General features: G+C 63.3%; 15 protein-coding genes. 2 read left to right on the top strand and 13 right to left on the bottom strand.

All coding sequences use genetic code 11. The features are described from left to right. Window positions 1-33: 33 nt before the first annotated feature. The 12 genes from AC0L2K_RS04085 to AC0L2K_RS04030 form a co-directional block, all read right to left on the bottom strand. The gene (locus tag AC0L2K_RS04085) at window positions 34-855 is read right to left on the bottom strand and encodes a D-glutamate cyclase family protein (protein ID WP_128245333.1); all 822 of its coding nucleotides are present in this window, start codon (window positions 853-855) and stop codon (window positions 34-36) included. 161 nt (window positions 856-1,016) lie between these two features. Beyond that, window positions 1,017-1,829, bottom strand: a complete 813-nt coding sequence (sctT, locus tag AC0L2K_RS04080) for a type III secretion system export apparatus subunit SctT (protein WP_128245332.1) — start codon at window positions 1,827-1,829, stop codon at window positions 1,017-1,019. Window positions 1,830-1,838: 9 nt separating this feature from the next. Beyond that, on the bottom strand, window positions 1,839-2,108 hold the full coding sequence (locus AC0L2K_RS04075) for an EscS/YscS/HrcS family type III secretion system export apparatus protein (protein ID WP_023799503.1): 270 nt from the start codon (window positions 2,106-2,108) through the stop codon (window positions 1,839-1,841). A gap of 18 nt (window positions 2,109-2,126) precedes the next feature. Next, a complete protein-coding gene (sctR, locus tag AC0L2K_RS04070) occupies window positions 2,127-2,780 on the bottom strand; it encodes a type III secretion system export apparatus subunit SctR (protein WP_128245331.1) in 654 nt (217 codons plus the stop codon). Continuing rightward, window positions 2,773-3,747 (bottom strand): type III secretion system cytoplasmic ring protein SctQ, encoded by a 975-nt coding sequence (gene sctQ / locus AC0L2K_RS04065; protein WP_287258411.1) that lies wholly within the window; start codon window positions 3,745-3,747, stop codon window positions 2,773-2,775. The genes sctR and sctQ overlap by 8 nt, the downstream gene beginning before the upstream one ends. 151 nt (window positions 3,748-3,898) lie before the next feature. After that, complete coding sequence (locus AC0L2K_RS04060) at window positions 3,899-4,387, bottom strand: hypothetical protein (protein WP_473530688.1); 489 nt, start codon at window positions 4,385-4,387, stop codon at window positions 3,899-3,901. Then, entirely contained in the window at window positions 4,374-5,732 is a 1,359-nt protein-coding gene (locus AC0L2K_RS04055; protein ID WP_473530687.1) for a FliI/YscN family ATPase, read from the bottom strand. Before AC0L2K_RS04055 ends, AC0L2K_RS04060 begins: the two co-directional genes overlap by 14 nt. Further along, a complete protein-coding gene (gene sctL, locus AC0L2K_RS04050; RefSeq protein ID WP_473530686.1) occupies window positions 5,729-6,349 on the bottom strand; it encodes a type III secretion system stator protein SctL in 621 nt (206 codons plus the stop codon). Before sctL ends, AC0L2K_RS04055 begins: the two co-directional genes overlap by 4 nt. Before the next feature lie 5 nt (window positions 6,350-6,354). Then, the gene (locus AC0L2K_RS04045; protein WP_473530685.1) at window positions 6,355-6,927 is read right to left on the bottom strand and encodes a SctK family type III secretion system sorting platform protein; all 573 of its coding nucleotides are present in this window, start codon (window positions 6,925-6,927) and stop codon (window positions 6,355-6,357) included. 47 nt (window positions 6,928-6,974) lie between these two features. Beyond that, on the bottom strand, window positions 6,975-7,808 hold the full coding sequence (gene sctJ, locus AC0L2K_RS04040; protein ID WP_287179639.1) for a type III secretion system inner membrane ring lipoprotein SctJ: 834 nt from the start codon (window positions 7,806-7,808) through the stop codon (window positions 6,975-6,977). 15 nt (window positions 7,809-7,823) lie between these two features. Further along, on the bottom strand, window positions 7,824-8,486 hold the full coding sequence (locus AC0L2K_RS04035; protein ID WP_473530684.1) for a hypothetical protein: 663 nt from the start codon (window positions 8,484-8,486) through the stop codon (window positions 7,824-7,826). A gap of 20 nt (window positions 8,487-8,506) precedes the next feature. Then, the gene (locus tag AC0L2K_RS04030; protein WP_473530683.1) at window positions 8,507-9,157 is read right to left on the bottom strand and encodes a type III secretion protein; all 651 of its coding nucleotides are present in this window, start codon (window positions 9,155-9,157) and stop codon (window positions 8,507-8,509) included. Between AC0L2K_RS04030 and AC0L2K_RS04025 the strand changes: the two genes are divergently transcribed. Together AC0L2K_RS04025 and AC0L2K_RS04020 are read left to right on the top strand one after the other, a co-directional pair. Beyond that, window positions 9,138-10,097: a L,D-transpeptidase gene (locus AC0L2K_RS04025; RefSeq protein ID WP_473530682.1), complete on the top strand. Its 960-nt coding sequence runs from the start codon at window positions 9,138-9,140 to the stop codon at window positions 10,095-10,097. The two genes, AC0L2K_RS04030 and AC0L2K_RS04025, sit on opposite strands and share 20 nt — an antisense overlap. A gap of 39 nt (window positions 10,098-10,136) precedes the next feature. Continuing rightward, window positions 10,137-11,099, top strand: a complete 963-nt coding sequence (locus tag AC0L2K_RS04020) for a LysR family transcriptional regulator (RefSeq protein WP_473530681.1) — start codon at window positions 10,137-10,139, stop codon at window positions 11,097-11,099. Here the strand turns inward: AC0L2K_RS04020 and AC0L2K_RS04015 are convergent. Then, window positions 11,072-22,723, bottom strand: coding sequence for a LysM peptidoglycan-binding domain-containing protein (locus AC0L2K_RS04015; RefSeq protein WP_473530680.1), 11,652 nt, complete (start codon window positions 22,721-22,723; stop codon window positions 11,072-11,074). The two genes, AC0L2K_RS04020 and AC0L2K_RS04015, sit on opposite strands and share 28 nt — an antisense overlap. Window positions 22,724-22,751: the final 28 nt, after the last annotated feature.

The following is a 22,751-nucleotide window of genomic DNA, read 5'->3' as shown; positions in this document are numbered from 1 at the left end:
ATAGCATTAACGCTGACCGGTGATGAAGAACTGCTAGTAGACTTTGAAAGCGCCCGCATCGGCTCGTGCATCGACATCGGTGATCAGCATGTGCCCCGGCGATACCGTGATCGAGGTCGCCAGCTCGGCACGAGCAAGTGCATCCTGTGCGGTGATGCTGCTGGCCCAGAATACAGGGACCTCCCCGTCGATGATTTTGACCGCATCGCCCCAGTCGGGAGCCATCAAATCGGCTATTCCGATGACCGTGGGATCTCCGACATGGATGGGAGAGCCGTGGGCATGCGGGAAGCGTGCGGTGAGAGCGCGAACCCTGTCGACATCGCAACGGCTTATCGGACGCATCGAGACGACCATTTCGCCACCAAACGGTCCGACGCGGCACGTCTGAATCCTGGTTCGAAACTTGGGCGAGGCCTTGCCGCAGCCGATGCGGCTCAGTTTCTTTTCGGCAAGTGCAGCTTCGACGGTCAGCGAACTGCCGAGCGCGAAAGCGGCAAAATCATCCTGCCACAGGTCGATGATGTCCGTCCTCCGACGGGTCAGCTCGCCGAAATGATAGATGTTGTACTGGGGGGCATCGGTGCGGATGTCGATGTCGCCCAGCGCTGGGATCAATGGGCTGCCGGCGCGATTAACGCCGACCAATGGACAGGGTTTCGGGTTGCGGATGCAGAACTGGTGGAAATCGCTGGCAAAGCTGCGCGGCACAATCACAACATTGGCCTGGAGCTTGCCGTGCGCCAGCCCCCCCGTATGCCCCTCATAGGCGCCCATTCTGACAAGCCTGCGCAGCCTGTCCGCATCGACCAGTCGCAGGTCCTCGAAGATCGGTGAAGTGGTCAGGCGAGCCATGGCTTCCGGTTCAGAGACAAGTCGGGAGGGCGTAAGATCGTTGGCGGCTCGGCTGCTTGTCAAATTGTCAGAATCTTTCCTCAACGATAAATTGTATTTATTGGCCGGCCAACGATTGCTTCATCTTACGAACGACGCTTGCGCAAACCTTCCTGGTGTCATTAACAGCTGCGGCAGCCGATCGCTTCTATCTGTCGGCCTGCCTCGCGCAGGAAGCCAAGGTCCCGCTCCATGTAGAAGAGCAGGAAAGCAGAATAGAGGACAAAGACGAGGCTAAACACCAGCGTCTTCACGATCAGCGAAAGCGCAAAAACGTTGAGGTGCGGCGAGGCGCGCGCCAAAAAGGCCAGCACAAGGTCGGACAACAGCATGCTGATGATGAGCGGGAAAACCAGGGTCAATGCCATCATCAGAATGCGGTTCAAGAGATCGAGGAAGATGCCGGCTGCATCCTTGCTGAACACCGGCAGAAGCTGGTCGATCGGCCACAGGCCATAGCTGTCGTAGAGGCTGGTCAGGGAAAGTTCGAGGCCGCCGGCGGCCAGGTAGACCGTGACCATGATGACGGCGAGCAAGGTGCCGGTGGCGCTCGTCTCATGGGTCATCATCGGATCGATCAGCGTGCCCATCGTCGAGCCGCGCTGCAGGTCCAGGATATCGCCGGCAGCCTCGGCCGCCCAGAACGGAATGCCCATCGCCAGCCCGAGCGTTACCCCGACGACGACCTCCTTGAGCATGTAGGCGACGATCATCGTCGTCGCGATGTCGGTGTTTGTCAGCTTGTCGACGATCATCGGAAAGACCGGAACCGCCAGCGCCAGGGCAACGCCGTTGCGCAGAAGGCCCGACAGCGGCACGCGCGAAAAGAGCGGCATCAGCAGCATGAACCCGGTCATGCGGGCGAGCGCGAAAGCTCCCGCCAGAAGAAACAACTGAAGCTCCTTGACCGACGCGAAGAAGGGTTCGACCGGCATCCGCGCGCCTCAACGCGTGACGACGGGGAATTCGTCCAGCGCCGTCGAGGCCTGCTCGGCGATCTGCTGGCCAAGCAGCGGGCCGAAGACGATGATGACCAGCAGGATCACGACAAGCTTGATCGTCTGCGGCAGCGACTGGTCCTGAATTTGCGTCAGCGCCTGGGCCAGCCCGACCAGGATCCCAACGGCCAGCGCCGCGACGATCGCCGGGCCTGACGCGAACAGCACCGTCAGGAGCGCGCCCTGGACCTTCGCCAGGATGAAGTCATTGCTCATGCAAACCTCCCAGCGGCGTCAGACGTAACTCAGGATCAGGCCGTGCATCAGCCGCGACCAGCCATCTATGGCGACGAAAAGGAACAGTTTCAGCGGGACCGAAATGAGGACCGGCGAGACCATGATCATGCCGAGCGTCATCAGGATGTTGGCAACGACGATGTCGATGATGAGGAAGGGAAGATAAAGCAGAAAGCCGATTTCAAATGCCCGCGTAAGCTCTGACGCGACAAAGGCAGGAACGAGTATCGAAAGATCGTCGTCCTTCAGATCTTGTCGTGCCTGTTCCGGCCACAGGCGGTTCGTCCCATCGAGAAAGAACTGCCGCTCTTCCGGCTGGGTGAACTTGATCAGGTGCTGCTGCAATGGTTCCCTCACCAGTTGCGTCGCCCTGGCGAGGTCCTCGGTCGTCTGGAACTGAACCTGCCCTTCCTGGAGCCGTCCCGACATCTCGCTCAGCAACGGCGTCGTGACATAGACCGTGAGCACGAGCGCTATGCCGTAGAGCACCAGATTGGGCGGCATCTGCTGGACGCCGAGCGCATTGCGGATGAGGAACAGCACGACCGAGATCTTCAGGAAACCGGTCATGGTGACGACTGCCAGCGGCAGCAGACCGACAAAGCCGACGGCAATCAGGATCCCAAGCAGGTTGGGCGAATTGTCAAGCATTGTCGAACATACGGGCGATCCGCACGCCCAGGCTCTCCCCAATCCGGACGATCTCGCCACGGCCGACGCGTTTGCCATTGGCGATGATGTCGACCGTCTCCTTCGTCACATTGGCGAGCGGAACGATGGCGCCGGGCGCAAGCTGCCTTACCTCGCCGAGAGGCAGCGCCGTGCGGCCGAGTTCGAAGGCAAGCGCAACCGGCAGCTCGTCCAGAGTTGCCTCCTCCAATGCCTGATCGGCGTGCGGCGGCGTGTCTTGGTTCATGGTCCACTCCCATTTCGATCCAGCGATTGCAGTCGGCGCGGCAAGCAGTTGCGGCCCGCTAGCAGTCAGCACCGCCGGGGCATAAAGCCGCTCGGCAATGACCAATGCCGCCTCGTCCTCTTCGTCATCGAAAAGCACCACATCGCCAGGTTGCAGGCTTTGAAGCTCACCAAAGCTGATTGTAAGCGCGTTGCGCCAGAGGCAGACCGGCAACGGGAATTCGGCAGGAACCGGAGGTCTTGCTTTGCCGATCGCGTCGAGAAAGCGCCCGGCCCGCACCGCCAGACCGACGCTGTCGGTGTGCAAGGCGCAACCTATGGTTTCGTCCTTGCCGGCCAGGACGAAAGCCAACGCGGTTTGGTCCAGAACGCTGTCTTCTTGTTCGATCGACGTAATAGCGATCGTCTCGCCCAGCTTGCTCTCGATCCATTCGAGATCTTTTTCGAATTCGGACTCCAGCAGCAGTGCGGCGTGAGCGGGTGCCGGTCGTTTCACGTCGATCAGCTCGTCAGCCTTGGCAAGGCCTCGTTCGACAACAGATAACGGCAAGCGCAATTTGCCCGCCATGTCTCCGAGAGTGAACGCAATCGTGCATATTGGCTGGTCCACAGGGTTTGGCGCCGGCCAGACGGCGGCGATCGCCATGGTTTTCCCGGCAATCGTGATCTGCGCGGCAGCACGACGGCGGTAGAAGGCGTTCAATGCCTCAACCTCCCCAGCCGCAACAGATTCCAATGTCAGCGGCTCGCCAACGCTCGAGCGTGTGCGTCTGACCGGCTCTGCGCGCGCTTTCTTTTTTGCCGACGCCAAGGCCTGAGGCATCACACTTCCATATTCACGATCACGGATTGGACTATCGTTCTGCGGGCAAGCGCATTGGACTGCGCTCGTCTTCCTCGGAAAGCTCGGCAAGCGCGAGGCTGCGACGCGCAGTGCGTTTGGTCAGATGCTCCAAAAGCCCGTCCAGCTTCGTCACCGCCTTCATGCTGGCGCGATGATCGTTGCGGGCGGCCGATAACTCGGTTTTGCTTCGTTGCTCGGTGACGCCGGCCATCTTCTGGTTTTCCCGGAGCTGCTCGGTTTGCCTGGCGGCGTTCTCGAACTGTCCCTGAAGCCGGTAAAGGCTGGCGGCCTTCACCGGTTGCCCAACAAGCGAAGCGAATGCTGCATCCTCAGCGTCGGCTGTGTGCTGCAGGTGTTCGCTGACCGCGGCGGCTGCCTCCCGAACCGCCCCGGCGGCCCGCTGCGCAGCGGCGTATCGCCTTATGACCAATTCGTTTGCGCGCTGTTCACCGTGGCGCCTGAGGTCGCGCAATCGTGCGATCGTGTCACGATCTTTCATTGACGATCCCCCGCATGCGTTCGCGTGTCTGCTCGATTGTCTCGTGGGTGGCGGACGGCTGTCGCAGGAAGGCGTTGATGGCGTCGATCTTCGCCACCGCCTCGTCCGCCACCGCATCGCGGCCCTTTTCGTATTCGCCGACGCGCAGCAGCAATTCGACGTCGGCGTAGCGGGCGAGCAGCTCCCGCAAGCGGCCGGCGTCCGAGCGATGCTCAGCCGGCACCACCGTGTCCATGAGCCGACTGCGGCTGCGCAGCACGTCGATGGCCGGGAAATGATTGCGCTGTGCAAGTTCGTTCGACAGAAAGACGTGGCCGTCGAGAAGCGCCTGGATTTCTTCGGCAACCGGATCCAGCGTGCCATCGCCCTCCAGAAGAACGCTGTAGAGGCTTGTAATGGAGCCGACGCGGCCAGGCCCTGAGCGCTCGAGCAATCGGGGCAGAACTGCAAAAAGCGAAGACGGGAAACCGCGACGCGTCGGCGGCTCGCCTGAAGCGAGGCCAATCTCGCGCTGCGCACGGGCAAACCGCGTGATGTTGTCCATTGCCAGCAACACATGCTTGCCCTGGTCGCGAAAATATTCGGCAATGCTGGTCGCCACATAAGCGGCCTTGACGCGCTCGATCGCCGGCCGGTCGGACGTCGCGACGACGATGACTGCGCGCGCCAGCCCTTCCGGCCCAAGCTGATGCTCGATGAATTCGCGCACTTCACGTCCGCGTTCGCCGACAAGCGCAACCACGGCGACATCTGCGTCGGTGCCGCTGACGATATCCGAAAGCAGGATCGACTTGCCGACGCCAGGCTCGCCGAAGATGCCGACGCGCTGCCCACGCGCGCAGGTGAGAAGCCCATCGAGGGCGCGGATTCCGAGCTGGATAGGCTCGGAAATCAAACTGCGCTCCAGCGGCGACGGCGGATAGGCGTTGACGGGATAGCTGCCGGTAATGCCATCCGGCGCAAGCGGCTTGCCATCCAATGGCTCGCCGAACGCGCTGATCACCCGACCAAGCAGGCCGGGCCCGACAGGCACCGTCTGGGTCTTTCCGGTCGCAATGACCTCGGTGAGGCTTGAAAGGCCGGTGAGATCGCCAAGCGGAACAAGGATCGCCATCTCGTCCATGAGCCCGACGACTTCCGCCTTGGTCGCCGTGCCGGTCCTGGGATCGAGGAGTTCGCAGATCTCGCCGATCCGAACCTCCTCCACGGTCGCGTGAATGACCGTGCCGGTGACCCGCCGTACACGCCCTTTCCTCGGCCGGCTGGCATCTTCACGCAGGCCGGAACGCAGGTTCGGAACGATCGATGCGAGGCGGCTCTCGAGCTTGGTGGCGGGACTTGTCATGCCGCCGCCTCGGCCTTTGATGAAATCGCAGCGGCAATGGCGTTGAGCTGTGCCTCGATGCTGGCGTCGATGACGGCAATGTCGGTCGAGAGGATGCAGGCGCCCGTCGCCAGCGTATCGTCGACATCGATCTCGACCGTCATGCCCAGGTCACTCTCGCGCAGGACCGCGTTCAGTTCGTCGCGAACCCTGTTAACGGAAGCAGGATGAAGTCGGACTTTTAGATATTTGGCGCGGCGAATTTCAGTGACGGCCCGCGCGGCCGCCTTGGCGACCAGCATGCTCGCGTCGAATTCTCCCAGCACTCGCCTGACCACATCGAGAGCCAGATTGATGATTTCGGCTTCCAGCCCACCGAGATAGCGATCTACCTTGACCGCGGTCTCGCTCACCAGACGCGCGGCATCCTCGTCGCCTCGCGCCTTGCCGTCTTCATAACCCTGCGCATATTCGGCCGCATAGGCTCGCCGAGCGGCGTCACGCAACTGCTGCGCATCACGCCTGGCTTCGTCGAGAAAAGCGTGCCCATCCTGCCAGGCGCGTGCCTCGGCGGCGCGCAGGATGCGGGCGACGGGGCGCCTCGGCACGGTAGTGGTCGCTTTGCCTGGTTCGACCATCTCGCTTAACCCATCGCCCGTCGAACAATCGCCGGACCAGCTTCGGCAAATGGTTCGGCTGTCGGCTGGTCCACAAGCGCATGCGGCATCAGCTTGAGACGGACCCGCATGCTCGTTTCGCCCGGCATCGCCTGACACCAGGCGCCAAGGCAACGCAGGCCGTCGGCATGGACACGACCATAAATGTCTTCCAGGGGCTCCAACGGCTGCATTGGACCGGCCAGATCGCGGTTGGCGACTGCGAAAGCGCAGATTTCCGCGCCGAGCGCTGCCTGCAACGCGGCGGCCTGGCGTCCATCGATGACGGCGGCCAGACTGCCGGCCCAGTAGATCGCGCCGGCGCGAAGCGCTAGTTCCTCCAACTCCTCACCCGACGACAAGGCAATCGCCAGGTCTGTCTCATCGGCTGGCTCGTTGGAGACGGCGCCGCTGAGGCCGTAACGCTCAAGCAGAAGCACTGACAATCGCTGATGCAGGCGCTGCGACCGCAACATACGCTCGCAGGCAGCCTCGCCGATCGTGCCGTCAAAGCATTGCGCCAGCCGGGCCGCATCCGCATAGCCTGCGGGATTGGACATGAATGTCTGCCATTCCGGGCTGGCAGTTTGCTTCGAGCCGGTCTGGATCATGTCTTCTTCACCGGCATGGCCGAAGCGTCGAGCGCATAAACACCGGGTCGTCGATACCACTGGACGTAAGCCAGGCGGGCAGCCAGCGCCGCTATAGCCGCCATCATGCCGTAAAACAGCCACATCGCGGCGGCGACGCTGTCGGGATGCAGCCAGAGGCCGAGGAACGTCGTGAAACCTGGCTCGCCGGTTGCGTGCTCGGGAACTGCCGCGGTCACCGGAATGAGCGTGACGGATACATTGTCATAAGTCAGCCCGGCGATGCCTTTGGCCACCAGCATCTTGACCTGAGGGATCAGCTCATTCATCGGAACGGATGCGCGATGGCGGATGAAAACGGAGGCGGACGATGGCACCAGCCGCTGTCTCAGCGGATCGTTTTCGGGCAGGACGAGATGAACGCGCGCGGAAAGCACGCCGTCGATGTCCGAAATCGTCTGCGACAGTTCCTGGCTCAGGCCATAAATCATCGTCGCACGCTCCTCGACCGGCGAGGATACAAGCCCGTCTCGCTTGAACACGTCGCCGAGCGTCTGGAATTCCTGTTTGGGTAACCCGCTTTCGTCGAGAATCGCCATGGCTTCGGCGAAACGGTCCTTCTGTACGGAAACCGTCATTTTGCCGTCCTTGCCCGCCTCGCGTTGGGCCGGGATGCCATGACGCATCAGCGTGGCCACGATCTCGTTGGCCTGCCGCTGGTTGAGGTCGGAATACAGCTCAACCGAGCACGCCTGGAGCACAAGCATGCTCACCACGACGAGCGCGACGCGGCACCGGACGCCGCATCGATCAAATAGTGTCGACCGCCGCGGCAAGGTTATCGTGTGCACGAACACTCCGTAGGCTTACTGTTGCTTGATCAGCGTGCTGGTAGACGACGTAACGGCCGTTACGCTGCTCGTGACCACCTCGAGATTGGCGGCTGCCCACATCACCGAAATCGATCGTTCGAGCAATTGCTCGGCATTTTTTGCGGTGGCGTTTTCGTCTTCCTTGCCTGACGGGGCCTTGCCTGACGGGGCGGTCTTGCCGGCGCCATCCTGCATGGTGGCCGTTTCAGCACTCACGGTGGCATTTGCCTGGGGGGCATTTGCCTGGCCAAGGGCCTTCTGGACCTGCTGCATGGTCCCTTCCAGCGACTGAACCGCAGAACCGAACAATGCAGACGGATCCGTGAGCGCCCCGCCCCCAGCCTTCTCCACCTCGGCCAGATAGTCGAACAGCTTGTGTTCGGCGATCGGCTCGGTCTTTTCCAGTTTGGACGATTGTCCGGCCATCGCCGGATTGGCTCCCGAAGACGACTGCGCCACCTGCTGGCCTGCCCGCGCGGCGACATCACCGCGTTCAGGCATACTGACCTTCGCGGCATCATGTTTTTCCTGATTGGCACCCACCATCCGGTTACCCGGCTGCGCTGTCGTGCCGGCGGTGATCTGCTGCTGCGAAGCCATGCTGGTGGTCAAGTTCGCCAGCGTGGCTTCCAGGGCTCCAATCGGCGCGATTTGCATGAACCTGCCCTCCTGCTTGCTTAGTTCGGTTTGCCGGAGGGAACATTCTGCGCCTCCGCCTGCCTGCCGCGGAAAACGCGGACCGGAACAACTTTGCCAACATCCTGCTTCGTGCTCGGCGCCGCAGGAACTCCCAGTGTTTTCCTGACAAGTTCAACATAGGACGGCGGCCCCGATACCGAGACAACATCGTCTCGCCTGGACACCTTGATCGGAAACTTCGGGTCGACGACCCCCAGCCGCGAAAGCCGATCTTCCGCACCGGCAGCCGTGTTGGCGTCAAGCGCGATCATTTCCGTCCGGACCTCAGCTTCGGTCGCGACGTTCATGACGATGCCATCGAAATGCCAGACCAGCCCGTATCGATCGCAGATCTCCTGCAGGAACTCGCGCGCCGTCCCAACCGGCATGCCGGCGCTTAAACGACCCTTTACGAGTTTGCTGACACGCATCGGCACCCGCATGTTGCGGCCTAGCTCGACCAGCGCGCCGGCCACCGACTGATCGACGGTGATGTATTTGTACGGGCCGGCAGGCCAGCGCGGTTCGGCGGCATTGGCCTGCGACGAGGCAAGGCCGAACGCCAGGATCATCGCAAGACCGCAGGCGACAAAAGCAGCCCTGGCTCCCGAGAACCGATCCGCATGGCAGGTGTCGCGTCCCGTCAACATTGGTCCTATCGCAAAGGGACGCACGAGCGATGGCCCGCGTCGCTGGTTTCATGATTTACCCGCCGATTCACTCTATCGTGCACATTGCAGAATTGGAAGTCCAATTGGATTGCGCACGAGCATTTGGTGCCAAATGTTGCGAACCGCCTGCAAAGCGATATGGTGCGCGCTGGAATCAGGTGATCGTCAGCTGGACGCCTGGATGCAGAAGAGATCGGTCTTGGCGGCAATCATCATCCTGCTTGCGAACCTGCCTGTTCCCGTCAAGGTTGCGGGACGCAAAGTCCGGGTCGCCCCGCGCCTTAACCAGAGGTTGCGTTCATTTCTGATCGCTGCCCTATCGATTGCCGCGATGGCGCCGGCGCAGGCCCAATCGAATAGCGGTTATGACCCACGAAGCTGGACTTACGATCCGGCAAGAAATGTGCTGGTCTCCCCTTCCGCACCCGACCAGACTTCCGATGGAGAAACCCGGAACGACTGGTCAGCAACCCCCAGGAAGATCGTGCATTTCAGTGAGGCTCAACCGAAGGGATCGATCGTTATCAGCACCACGGAGCGGCGGCTTTACTACATTTTGGGCAACGGAAGGGCGCTGCGATACGCGGTGGGCGTTGGAAAGGAGGGCTTGGAGTGGGCCGGCCGCGACACGATTTCGAGCAAGAAGACCTGGCCGGACTGGCGGCCGCCGGCCGAAATGCGATCCAGGGAAGCGTCAAATGGCCGCTTCCTGCCTGCCCATGTCGAGGGAGGACCGAACAATCCATTGGGCGCGCGCGCATTGTATATCGGCAACACGCTTTATCGCGTCCACGGCACCAACCAGCCATGGACCGTCGGACAGGCCAACTCCTCCGGTTGCATTCGCATGACCAATGACGACGTCATCGATCTTTATGACCGCGTGAAGATCGGCAGCCAGATCATTGTGCGGCATTGATGGCCGTTCCCGAAAGCCGCAAATGAGTGATTCCCAGTCGTGATACCTTTCAATATCAAGCAGCTCGAAACCTTTCTCCTGGTGGCGACGTTCGGAAGCTTTCGCAGGGCGGCTGAACGCCTGAACACCACGCAGCCGGCGGTGTCCACCCGAATTGCTGGGCTGGAGGAAGCGCTTGGCGCCAAGCTGTTCGAGCGACAGAGCAGCACGGTCAGGCTCACCGCCGAGGGACAACGGCTGCTGCCGCCTGCCCAACGGGTTCTGCGTGTCGCAGAGCGGCTGCAACTGATGGCCAGCTCTCTTTCAGAGACTTCAGAGACGACGAGGGTGCTGAGGCTTGGGGTCGCCGAAACGATCGTACACACCTGGCTGCCGGATTTCCTCACGGCACTGAAGGCAAACTTTCCGCTTGTCGATACCGATATCGTCGTCGATGCGACGACGACCCTTCGCAACGAACTCATGTCACACCGGCTCGATCTTGCGGTGCTGATGGGCCCTGTCCTGGAGTACAGCATCGAGAATATCGAGATGCCGTCCTTTCCGCTTGTCTGGGTCTGCTCGCCGCAGCTGGAATTGCCTCACCGGCGCAAGGTGACGCTGAACGACCTGATGCAGTTTCCCATCATCAGCTACGCGCGCACCACGCGACCCTATAGCGAACTCTACCGCAAGCTCACCGGCGAATTCGAGGAGACGCCGCGCATCTTTCCGGCCAACTCGCTGGCCGCTTCCATCACGATGACACTCAACGGAATCGGCATAGCCTCGCTGCCCGAGGGCGTCGTCCAGGACTATCTCGCAAGCGGAAAACTGCGCATCGTCGAATGCGAATGGGACCCGTCAGACCTACAGTTCACCGCCTCCTACTCTTCCGAACCCTCCAATCCGATAGCGGAGCGGGCGGCAAAGCTGGCCGGCTGCGTTGCGCATGCCTATGCTGCGAGAACCGACAAGCTCAGGCCCGCGGTTTCTCAGCCGACCAAGGTGGCCGGCAGGTAGATGCGGTCGCCTGAGAAGATCACATCCGGGCTCATTATATGGTCCATGTTGAGCACCACCGTCTCGGCCACATCCGCGGAATGGGTCCTGGCGATCAGGCGAATGCTGTCGCCGTTCTTGACCTCGACCCACTGGTAGCCGTCTTGCTCCAGCGTTGGATTGGTGCGGCCCGCAGGGTTGCTGCTGCCGTCGGCGTGCGCCTCGACATGATCGCCGGAAACCCAGCCACTATGCATTTCGCCGTCCGGCCCGAAACCTTCGACCGGTATCCAGGCCTCCCCTGACTCGTCTGCCGAAGGCGCGGCGGTCTGCTCGACGAAGCTCCCGGGTTGCAGAACCGTCACCACGGTCGAATCCCCGTCAGGCTGGGTCCGCAAGTTCAGGCCGTCATCGGCCAGCACGGCGAGTTGCGGGAAATCCTGCGGCGGGGTTTGCGTCCCGGGATCAGGCTGCTCGGTCTGTTCGTCCGGCGGCGCGCCCTCGACACCGGAAGGATCGTTACCCGGCGCGGTCTGTTCGTCCGGTAGCGCGCCATCGACGCCGGAAGGTGCGTCGCCCGGCGCGGTCGGCTCGGTCGGCGGCGTCTTGCCGGTGTTCCATGGCTGGTCGTCCAGCGTATCCCAGGCAAACAGCAGCATGCCGACGCCGAAGGTCACGCCAAGCGCGATGCGATCGGCGATCCCCCAGCGCGCGTCGGACTTTGCCCGGGCGTCGATCTGCTCTGGCGTCCTCGGCACGGCCCGGCGGTTGAGCAGATCGGTGCGCGCGGCCGACACCCAGAACTCGGCGCTGCCGACGGTGAACAAGGCGCCCGCCGTCGCGGCCAGCGGCGAGTGCAGGTTCTGTGCCGTGTAGAGAAGGGAGCCGAAGACATAACCAGGACCGGCCAGATGCTCGGCCACGTTCCGCAACACCGGCCGTCCGGCGATCGACTGCAGCGCGGATTTCGTGCCGTAGATCACATTGCCCAGCGAGAAGGAGCCGTTCAACCAGACATTGTCGCCGCGCAGCAGCCCGGCGGCCGAGCCTGGAGACGAGAAGATGAACGACGCCCCGCTCGCGGCATTGAGGGCGCGTCCCAGCGGCTTGTGATTTGCCGTGGCGTTCGGAAAGACCGATTGCGCGCTGAAGACGACACCGCGCACGCCGAACGCAACGCCCGCAGCCGTCGCGGCCCAATGCGGTGGCAGTATCTGCCATACCGTGTAGGAGGAGCCGGCCATTGGACCAAAGGTCGCGACCAACTGCGCGTTCTCCTTGATGCGGGCGAGGGTCAGCGCCTGATCGACGGCCGCAGTTTGATCCGGCGTCATGATCTTCTTGTGGGTCGCCCGATAAGTGGTCATCTGCAGCACCGAAAGCGCGTTAGTTTGCTCCGTCGACATCCAAGTAAATTGCCTGGGCGTGAACTTGCGCAACTGGCCGGGGCTCAACTCGCCAAGCTGCTTCGGCGTCAGCGCCGCTATCTGCTGTTTCGTCAGCGCCTCGATCTGATGAATGGTCAGAGCGTCAAGCTGCTCCCGCGTCAGTGCCGAGACGTGGCGTGGAGACAGCTTTGCCATTGTCGCAGGATTGCGTGCCGCGACGAGAGCTGGGTCCAGCGCCGCAAACTGGGTGGCATTGAGATGGCTGAATTGGGCAGGCCGCATGGCGGTGACCTGTTCCGGCGTAAGGGCGTTGCGCTGCTCGTCACTGAGCTTGGCGATCTGGTCGGGCGTCAGCTTGCGCACCTGCTCGATGGTCAATCCGGCGAGTTGCTCTTGCGAGAAGGCCGCGACCTGATCCGGCCGCAAGCCGGTGATCCGGCCAGAGGCAACAGCCTGCAATTTGCTTGGCCTGATCGCCTGGAGCTGTTCGCCACCCAGCGCCCGCAACTGCTTCGGTGGAAGCGCGGCAAGCTGATCGAACGTCAACTGCCGGATCTGCTCGGGGCTCAGCGCAGCCACCTGCTCAAGCGCCAGCTTGGCGATGTTCTCCGGCTTGATGGCGTGCAATTGCGGACCGGTCAGCCCGGCAATCTTATCGGCTGCAAGCGCTCTGACCTCCGGCCCGGTCGGTGCCCGCACAGGTTCGGCAAATCCCGGCTCCGCGGCGAAACTCGCCGGAAGCTCAAGGCTGATGATGTTTCCGCTGACGGGGTTAAAAACCGCCCTGCCCCGGTCAGGCGCCGGCGGCCATGTCGCGGCTGTCGGCGTTTCGGCAGCACTATTCTCTGTCGGCGGCGTTTCGCCGGCCACGGCCGGGGCTTCGTGGCCGACCACCGCGGCCACTGGCGGCGGCGGCGCTTCGGCCTGTTCTGGCGCATCCCAGAACTCGTCGGCCGGCCGCAAGATCACCTGCGGGCGTTTTTGTGTCGATCCGCCAGGCGCGACGGCATCCTCATTGCGCGTGAACTCACCGACGAAATTGCCGTCCGGATCCATCATCCGCCAGCCATGGACCTCGTTCCATGGTATGCTGCCGTCGATTGCAGTCTCGTCGACGCGGGCCATGCTGTCGCTGACCGGCCGGCCCATCGCCTCGAACTCGGTCGGGACGTGGAGGCGCGGTCTACTCGGATTGAGCGTGTAGAGATAGGTATGGCCCTGCTGCCGCGCGGCCCGTGACTCTTCCGAAACGAAAGCCTTGGCGCCCGAGATCGACTGGCTGGTGCCAACGAAACGGCCATGGGTATTGCCCAGCACATAGTTGCTCAGGACGATGCCTTGCGGATTGTCCACCCAGATTCCGGTCGGCGGCGGCGGCGAGAAGCCGCCGGCGTCCCTGATCTCGCTCGGCGCGCGTGTATCGGCGCGGAAAACATAGGGGCCGACATTGCCGCGCAAGGGTCTTGCGGGGTCGCCGGCGCCGTCGACGGGCAGATTGCCTTCCTCGGGAAGGCTCCCCGGCACATGGTCATCGGAAGCCCCACGTATCCAGGGCAGCACCACCGGCTCCCCGGTTTCCGGATCGCGATGCAGAATATGCGACTTGTGAGCCAAGGTCGGGTCGTCGCCGCGGAGTTGCGGACCATCCGCAGGCGGCACATATACGTTCTCCGCGCTCTTGGGCGGCGTCCCGAGATACCTCACGGTGGCCGTTTCGCCATTCTCGTCCACGATCCGAACCGTTTTTTCCGACGACCCCGGGCCCAGTGCCGGAGGGGTGTCATCCGACGGCCCCAGGCCCAGTGGCGGCGGGGTTCCATCCGGCCTGCCCGAGCCCTGTGCCGGCGGGGTCGGCGGCGAATTGTGCAGCACATCCTGTTCGAGCAGCCGGTTGAGGTAATGCGCCTGCGTGGGCGTCAGCTCGCTGCGGGCCTGCTGGTCCAACTGTTGCCGCAACGCTTTCCATGCTGGCCGGCTCCTGCCGTCTGGCCGTCCGCCGGCGAGTTGGTCCGGATATGGCGCCACGCCCAGTTCCGGGAACACATCCAACACGCGCTGACCAGCGAACTTTAAATCGCCGTGCGGCGATGCCGCAACCTCTGCGAGATAGGCGTCGAGATGCTGCAGAACGTCCGGCGTCAGTCGCCCCCCCGAAGTCTCCAGCGCGGAGAAAACCTTTTGCGCGCCTTCGGAGGATCCGGGATGGGCGCGGGCGGTACGGGCATGCGGGACAACATCCTTCCTCACCGAGCCGAGTTCCACCGTCGTTAGCGGCAATGGCCCATAGTTCAGGGCGAGACCGGCGCCGTGGTCCTTGCGGTCCAGGCGGTTGAGCGGCCCGGCGCCCGTCTCGCGCGGGACGCCCTCGAAGGCGGGGGTGCCGCGCCAGGGTTCCTTGCCGCCTCCGAAGGGCGCCATGACGTTGTAGTTGCGGTAGAGGAGACGATCCTCGAAACCCGGCACCTTGCCTTCGGAGCTATAGTGGCTGGCGCCACCTCTCGCCGCCTCCTCCCAGAAAGAGGCTGCCCGTTGACTGAGCGGGCCAGGCTCCCTGTGCGTATATCCCGGCCGGCCGCCTTCGCCGCCGAGATAGCGCAGCGTGCGATTGACGTAGGCCCCGCTCAGAGAGAAGCCAAAGATGGATAGTGAAACGCCAGCGGCTTTTTCGTTCTGGAACGTGTTCTTCGACAGCATCGGCGCCGATGCGACCCACTGGGCGGAGGGAGCCGCCGCCTCATCATAAGCGAAATTCGGCCGGTATCCATTGACGAAGAGTTTCTGGCCCTTCGCATCGTTGGGATGGACCGGGAGCAGGAAGCCTGTGCCGCCGTCGGGGCCGTTGTTCTTCAGGCTGAGTTCGCCATAGACCTGACGGCTGGGCAGCGGCACTTTGAGGCCGATGCCGAGCATCGATCCGCCGAGCGTGATCGTGCGGCCGTCGGGGCCGAGGATCCACCCGGCAGCCAGCAAGGCGCCGTTGGTCACCCCGTCGTTCAGCACGGGGCCGCCCAGGACATTGGCTTCGTGTTCCTGCAGGAACCAGGAGACAGTGGCGCGGTCGGACCGCCAGACCCCTTGTGCATCGGTGAAGAATGTCGGGGCGCGCCACGAACTCGCCTTGTCGGCATCCAGCAACCGCTCCAGCAGGACGGGCACCTCGCTGTTGATCTCGGTCCCGGCCCTGGGCTTGCTTGCAGGCAGCGCGTTCTCCAGCGCGTGCGCGAGCGACTGGACCGCGGGGTCCGCAGATTTCTGCTGGTTGGCGGCGTAACCGCGCATCTCTCGCCAAAGATACGACGTCCAGGTGTCGTGGCCGGACAGGACCTCCTCATTGTAGCGGCCTTCCGGCGAAAGCTTGCCGGCGGGTTTGAACGAAGAGCCCGGCTGAAGCTTCGGACCGAAAACCCACGTGCTGCCACTGTCGGCCGCCAGGACCTGCATGAGCGCATCCTGCTGCGCGGCAGTCACGGCCTTGCCGGGCTTGGTGGCGCGCCCCTTGAAAAACGGCGAGGCGGCATTTGCCGCGGCGGCAAGGTTCGGATCGGTGGAGCCTGATGCAGCCTTGAGGTAATCGCCGACGATGCCACGGCCGGCATCGGTCCAGCCGGCTTTTCTTGGCAGCGCCCCTGCGGTAAGGGACTGCTCCCCGCGGGGCAGCCTGGCGTCGGACGACAGGCTGAGTTGGTCGATCACTTCTCCCGGCGACAGATGCGGCAGCTTGCCCTGTGCGCTGAACACCTGGAGGGTCGTCAGGCCGTTCATCGAAAGCTGGCCCGCCGGCTTGGAGCCGGTGAACGGGCTGTTGTGGTCGGCGTTGAGCATTTCGACAAGCGCATGATGCTGGGCCGGCGTCATGTCCGTGCCGGACTGAGGCAAGGCCCTGCCCCCGAGTTGCACTCTGGTCATGGTCACCGCATCGCGGACGACAGGATCGCTGGAGCGTTCGAGAGAATTGAGGTAATCGCCGACGAGTTGCAGCTGCTCGGGCGTCCATATCGGCGCGGGCGTTGCCGCATCGTCGGGAAGCGCCGGCAAGGTCGTGGCCATGGTTTCGCCGAGCGCCGAGCGACGGCTGACTTCCGGATTCTTGGCAGGATCGAACGCATGGACTTCCCGTGCCGGGGTGTTGACCCTGAGCTGGCCGTTCGGCGTGGTTATCGACCCGCGCTTGGCGCGTTCGACGGTCGGGCCGGAACCCAGGTAGCCGGCATCCGTCGCATGCTCGCCCAATGGGACGATGTCGCGGGTCATGCTCGCCTGCGGGCCGGCGACGACGACCTTGGCCGGCAGGTATTCGCCGCCGGCCTCGACATAGATGTCCTGTCCGGCGGTGACGCCGTCCTGCGGAACCGGCCGGTGATAGATGCTGTCGACCAGTTCGCCGAGCTTCGGATAATCATAGCGAGGCTCGGTGTTCAGGTAACGCGTGCCGATGCGCCGCAGGCCGGCTTTGACTGCAGTGAACGTCTGGCCGAAGCTGTACGGGTTTGACGAGCGATTGTTGATGATCGGCGTGCCGTCGGGCCGAACCGGGCTAGGGTGCTCGGTGTCCGTCACGGGCGGTGGCTCGGTGCGGGCCTTATCGGCTGTCCAGCGGCCATCGGCGCCGAGATAAAGAACCGGCAAGGAAGGGTCGAGCTCGACAGGAGCCGGCACCGGCTCCGGCGCCGCCGTGATCGCCTTGGGTTCGGGTATGGCGACAACCCTCTGGCCTTCCGGCAGGTTGAAATCGACCAGCATCTCGCCGGTATGGCGGTTGCCGAGAGTGTAGCGCATCAACGGGCGGCTGCCTTCCGCCCCGCGTGTTTCCGTTTCGGACTGGAGCAGGACCTCGTCCGGGGTGGCCAGCACGGCCGGGTCGGAAGGGCGTGCGCCGTCGAGGTAGCCCGTCTGCTGCGGATCCTTGCCGCTGGTGTAGACGTATTCCGCGGGATTGGGGCTTGGCATGCCGGTGAACGTCTTGGTCGCCGGGTCCCAGACGAGCCGCAAGCCGCTCTCGGCCGGGCGCGTCGTTCCATCGCCGCGGACCGGCGGAACCACAATCGGATCGCCGTCGGCGGGGACGCGCACATTCTGCTCACGCGCTCCCTGGGCGTCTCGGTCGCTGGCATTCTCGGGATCGCCGCGCTCACCCGGGGCGCTCGGCCGTTCATCGTGGACGTTGATAACCGTCCCCTCGATAACGGAGTGACTGGGATCGTGGAAGACCAGCTTGTCGGTCGGGCGATAGACGCCGTCGGTGCCTTGCTCATGCACAACCATCGGCCTCGATGATTGTCCGTCGCCTGATGGATCACCTTTGCCGCCCGTGGGCGGCGGCGGGTTCGGACCGTCGGACTCGCCGGCCGGCAGCGCCCGTGGACCGGTTGGACCGTCAGCCCCTCCCGTGTTGTCAAACCCGTCCCGGGCGCTGAAACCGGCTCCCTGCTGGCCGGATGTTTCGCCGGCCACATCGCCGTCGATGATGATCTCATCCGGGTCCGGCATGACCTGCTCGCCGGTCGGCCTGTAGACACCGTCAGCGCCCATCTCGTAGACGGCCCGCGGTTGCGGCCCCGAATCCGGAAAAGTTCCGCTCCGGGTACCGCCCGTTCCAGGCATGTTGGACAACAGCGAACGGCCGCCCAGCCCCGTGCCGACAGTGCCGACGCCTATGCCCACGACTGCGTTCGCGAGCTCGAGCAGGGACATCTCGCCGCCATGCGCCGCCAGATCTTCCACCGATTTGCCGAGCAACGGAACACCGGTAACCACGGCGCCGGCATCGAGGCCCCACGCAGCGTTGGTCAGCCTGTTGCCGCTTTGCATGAACTCCGAAACCTTACCAGCATAAGAGGCCTCCTCTACGTTCACCTGGAATCTGCCGATGCCCCAGCTGGCATCCTTCATGCGGGTCATCCCGAAGCCGCCCGCGAAAGCCTGGGATCTGGACAGGCTTGTCTTTGCCAAGCCGAATGTGCGCAGGGCACCCGCGCCCACGGGCAGGAACGCAGTTACGCCGGTGGCGATATTCCAACCCGACTGGCTGTCGAAGTCGCCGCCCTGCAGGAGGTGATCACCCTCTTTGATCAGAGCCTTGCCGCCAAGGATTGAACCGGAGCCGATCGCGATGGGAATCGCCCATTGGCCACCCGGCACGAACGAGACGACGGTGGAGACACCGGCGACGATGCCAAGACCAATGTCGGTAGCTTTGTCCCAGAAATCCACTTTGCGTGCGTCGGCCACTTCCAGTTCGTCGAGCGAAAAACCATCCTCGCCGAGCGACATGTCGCCGCCCTTGGCCATGACCAGATTGCCCTTCTCGCTGAAGATGCGATTCTCGTGCTGGAATTCATCGAAGGTGCTGTAATATTTGCCCAAGCTGTCGACATAGCCGATTTCGTCGCCGCCGCTCTTGATCGCGAACAAAGCCGTCGTCGATTCCTTCCCGCCGTCGAGGGAGAAGATCGGCACGATCTTGACCTCGGCGTCGTCGCCGCCGCGCTCGGTGATTTCTTCGGTGACCTTTTGGACGTCTGCCTCGGGCCCGAGGGTCTGACCAACGGCAGTGCTGAGTTGGTCCGGCGTATATGTCTCGTATTCGCCGGTGAAGCCGGCCTCGTAGAGGTTCTCCAACTGGACCTGATATCCAGCCAGCGCCTGGTCCTTGTGTTCTTCAAAATACTCGTACTTGACTTTCGCCTCATGATCGGCGGAACCGTATTCGAGAAGTTTGGGGTGGCTTGCGGAAAAAGCGTACCAGTCGCGCCCCGCCACCATCGCCGGCCGCACGTTTTCTTCCCAGTCCTCCAATTGGTTCTTTTCGGTCTCCGCTTGGCCTCGATCGATTTCCGCGGCCGCAAGTTCGGGGTGCACCCACAGCTTCTGGCCGTCCATCTCGATCTGGACCCACTTGCCGCTGTCGCCGATCGCGCCCGGCCCCTGCTCTTCATAGGCCGCGGCAACCTCCGGCGCGACCCACAGGTCGCGGCCGTTCACCGTGATCTTCACCGCCGTCTCGCCCGGCTTGAGCGTGCCGGCGGGCGCCTCTACGGTCCCCGGCCCGTAGTCGGTAATCGCCTGGTCGCGTGCCGTCGTCGCATCGGCGAGCGCCGTCTTCGCATCTCTCAGCCCGGCATCAAGCTGGTCGACCTGCACGCCGACAATCTTCGACCTGGCAGCGTCCAGCGCCGATTGCGATCCGTTTGCATTGGCTGTGCATACCGGCGCCGATAGGTCCTGCGTCGAGGCCAGCATCTCCTGCCACTGCTTGTTGAGCGAATCGTTGCGGAAATCTTCCCTGATACCCTCGTCGTTGAGGTCATATGTCAGGGCAGATTTATGTATGTTGGTGTCATCACCGTTCTCGTCGGTGAAAGTGGCGTTCTCATATTCGGTAACGACATAGAGCTGACCGTTCTCCTCAATGATGTCCTGCGATTTTATCTTGCCGGTAAAGTCACCATGTCCATTGGTATAGCCTTCCCAATCGAAATGGTGCGGGTTTCTTTCCTGCGCCTGCGCAAGCAGTTGCTGCTTGAGAGGCTCCATGGTTACGGCAAGATCCGCCGCCTGTGCCTGTGCAACCCCATACTCCTGATATGCCTCGGCCAGGGTCACCTGATTGGCCGCGGCCCCCCGGAGCGTTTGCAGACCTTCAAGCCGCTCTTCGATGGCCGTGTATTCTGGGCTTCCAGGCTTGGCATCGGTAAGCTTCAGCTCCAGCTCGGTCGAGCTGATCATTTGATCGATCGTGGCCTTGTTGCCGTTGGCGGTGTGTAGCGAAACGGTTGTAAAGAGCTCGGCGACCTCCGCGTGCGCGGCCTTTCCTTGTTGGTTGGTTTCCTCGGCACTGGGGCCGTCCGGGCTGCTGACAGCCGTCTGGTTGGGATCGCTGAGCGTCGGCAGGTCTACCTGTTTGTCGATCGCTTCGAGAAGTGACGTCTGGCCCTGCTCGTATTCGGCCCGGGCGGTGCTGGCGCTTTCAAGCGCGTTGTTGGCGAGGATCAACCGGCTTTGCGCATCTGCCAGTGTGCCCTTCGGCTCGGGCGGCTTCCAATCCAGTCCATAAGGCGCCAACGCCTTGTCGAGCGTTGACTCGGCACCGTCCATGGCGTACTTGAATTCAGGGTCCAGCGCATAGACGTCGAGCTGTGCCGCGCTCTGCGCAGCCTTTGCTTCTGCCTCACCGAAGTTCGCAATCGCCACGTTCTCGGCTGCGATCGCCTTGGCCACCTCCGGGTCGAACCATTTCCAGCTCCCGTCGACCAGCAATGGCACCCACTTCCCGCCCGAAGGAGCCGTGGGTGACGGTGGGTTGCCGTAGGGACCAACCGACGTGGGGCCACCGTCGAGAGTCGCGCCGGTTGCGTCCTGTCCCGGACCATACAATTCCATTGCAGCGACCACGGCCTGCTGCTTTTCAAGCGCCTCCGTGGTCAGCTCTGGCGTCGCTCCGCCGAATATGCCGTCCAGTATCGTCTTGAGTATCTGGTCTTCCTTGGCCTGTTGCGGGTCACTGCTGTTCGGGTTGATGTCCAGCAGCAGCTCGGCGAGCGCCTGTTGCGCGGTGCCGGCCGCGATATCGGTGACGGCGCCGGTCGTTGCGTTGGTCAGCGTGATCTTGCCGTCCGGCGACGTGGTCATTGTATAGCCGTTGAACGTCACCTCGACGGTGGTGTTGGTACCGCCCTCGATCACCACGGTTTCCCCGGGATGAATAAGGTCGGGATCGCGCGGAGAGGTGAACAGCTCCGGATTGCTCTCGGCGAGATCCTCCAGCGTCACACCATGCGCCTCGGCGATGTCGCTCAGATTGTCACCGGGTTGGACCTCGTAATCGATCGGCTCGCCATCCCCCAGCGTCTCGACAATGGTCTCGGTGCGCCGGCCGTCCTTGTCGACGACGATCGTCGTTTCGGTGTTGTTCTTAGGGTCGACGATGGTGGTGGTCTGCTCGCCGGTCTCGGTGTTGCGCTCGGTGTGGCTGGTCCTGCCATTGCCGTCGACCGTATCGGTCGTCTCGGTATTCCCCTCGATGGTCGTCACCGAAGTCGAACCGTGTTGGTAGTCGTTGTTGTAGGTGACCGTCTTGCCGGTCTCCGGATCCGTGACGACGATCTGCAGGGTTTCGCCCGGGTCGCCGCCCTGCGTCACCTCGAGGCCGGCGGCGTTCAGCTCGGCGATCACCTGCTCGGGCGTGAGATCGCTCGCCTCGGCGATCTCCTCGATGCTCATGCCCTCGGCAAGCTGCTCCTGGATCGACGCCGCGCCCGAGCCGTCGGCAGTCTGGGTCTGCGCCAGGATTACTTCGTCGCCATCCGGCCCCGTGACCGTGGTTACCGGCAAGGCGACGCTGTTGTTGGGCGTTACCGTCTCAACCTTTGCGCCGTTCGGCAGGGCCTTCTCCACCGTGACGGTACCGTCGGCAGCCGTGTGGGTGGTGGTGGTGATGCCGGTCTGCGGGTTCGACGTGCGTTCGGTGACCGCGCCGTCGCCGAGATCGTCCACGAGCGTCGTCGTGATCGCGCCGGTCTGCGCGTCGACACTGGTGGTTTCCTTGCGGCCGAGATCGTCACGGATCGGCGATGAAGTCGCCTGCATGTCGGGGCCGGTCTCTTCGGTGTAGTAGCCGCCGTGATGATAATCCTGGTTTTCGGTGATCGTGCGGTCTCCAACGGTGATCACCACCGTGCGGGTGTCGCCGTTGGCGTGCTCGGTCGCTACCGCCGTCATGCCGCCGGCATTCAGAGCCGCCACCACATCCTCGGGAGCCATGTGCTGCTCGGCGGCGATGTTGTCGATGCTTTTGCCGCCCTCGATCGCCTTGAGGATGTCGTTCGCCTTGGCGTTCGGCGCCTCGACTTTCGGCGCCTTGACTTCCAGCGCTTTGACTTCCTGCGCCTTGACTTCCGGCGAAACAACGAGGTTTGGCGCGCCGCCGAGATCCTGCGTGAAAAGCGCCGGCGCGGCGGTGGCGCCGCCATTGCCGTTTGCCGTGGTGACCGCGGCAGGCAGCTCCGGTCCTGGCTGCGCCGGGGCGGTCGACTGTGGCGACGGGGCAGTCGGCTGCGCCGTCGTCAGATCCGCATTGACCTGCGTCAGCCGCTGGCGGGCGCCCGCGGCCGCGTCGGCCTCGCCCATCTTGTTGGCGAGCCGGATTTCATTTTGCAATTTCGTGGCTTCCGCCTGCAGCCGCGTAATCTGCTCGGCATTGGCCTTTGGATCGACCCTGGGCGGCGGCGGCGGCTTGACGGTGTTAATCGGGCGGATCATCAAACAACCTCCGGAGCCGGTCCAGTCC

It is taken from the genome of Mesorhizobium sp. WSM4817 (assembly GCF_055811135.1).
This window is presented reverse-complemented; position numbering and strand designations above follow the sequence as displayed.

What these genes read in the sequence shown, in the direction of transcription:
- AC0L2K_RS04060 (WP_473530688.1), bottom strand. Translation starts at nt 4,387, where the DNA reads ATGAAAGATCGTGACACGATCGCACGATTGCGCGACCTCAGGCGCCAC.
- AC0L2K_RS04085 (WP_128245333.1), bottom strand. Translation starts at nt 855, where the DNA reads ATGGCTCGCCTGACCACTTCACCGATCTTCGAGGACCTGCGACTGGTC.
- sctL (WP_473530686.1), bottom strand. Translation starts at nt 6,349, where the DNA reads ATGGTCGAACCAGGCAAAGCGACCACTACCGTGCCGAGGCGCCCCGTC.
- AC0L2K_RS04030 (WP_473530683.1), bottom strand. Translation starts at nt 9,157, where the DNA reads ATGTTGACGGGACGCGACACCTGCCATGCGGATCGGTTCTCGGGAGCC.
- AC0L2K_RS04055 (WP_473530687.1), bottom strand. Translation starts at nt 5,732, where the DNA reads ATGACAAGTCCCGCCACCAAGCTCGAGAGCCGCCTCGCATCGATCGTT.
- sctR (WP_128245331.1), bottom strand. Translation starts at nt 2,780, where the DNA reads ATGCTTGACAATTCGCCCAACCTGCTTGGGATCCTGATTGCCGTCGGC.
- AC0L2K_RS04015 (WP_473530680.1), bottom strand. Translation starts at nt 22,723, where the DNA reads ATGATCCGCCCGATTAACACCGTCAAGCCGCCGCCGCCGCCCAGGGTC.
- sctT (WP_128245332.1), bottom strand. Translation starts at nt 1,829, where the DNA reads ATGCCGGTCGAACCCTTCTTCGCGTCGGTCAAGGAGCTTCAGTTGTTT.
- AC0L2K_RS04075 (WP_023799503.1), bottom strand. Translation starts at nt 2,108, where the DNA reads ATGAGCAATGACTTCATCCTGGCGAAGGTCCAGGGCGCGCTCCTGACG.
- AC0L2K_RS04045 (WP_473530685.1), bottom strand. Translation starts at nt 6,927, where the DNA reads ATGTCCAATCCCGCAGGCTATGCGGATGCGGCCCGGCTGGCGCAATGC.
- AC0L2K_RS04035 (WP_473530684.1), bottom strand. Translation starts at nt 8,486, where the DNA reads ATGCAAATCGCGCCGATTGGAGCCCTGGAAGCCACGCTGGCGAACTTG.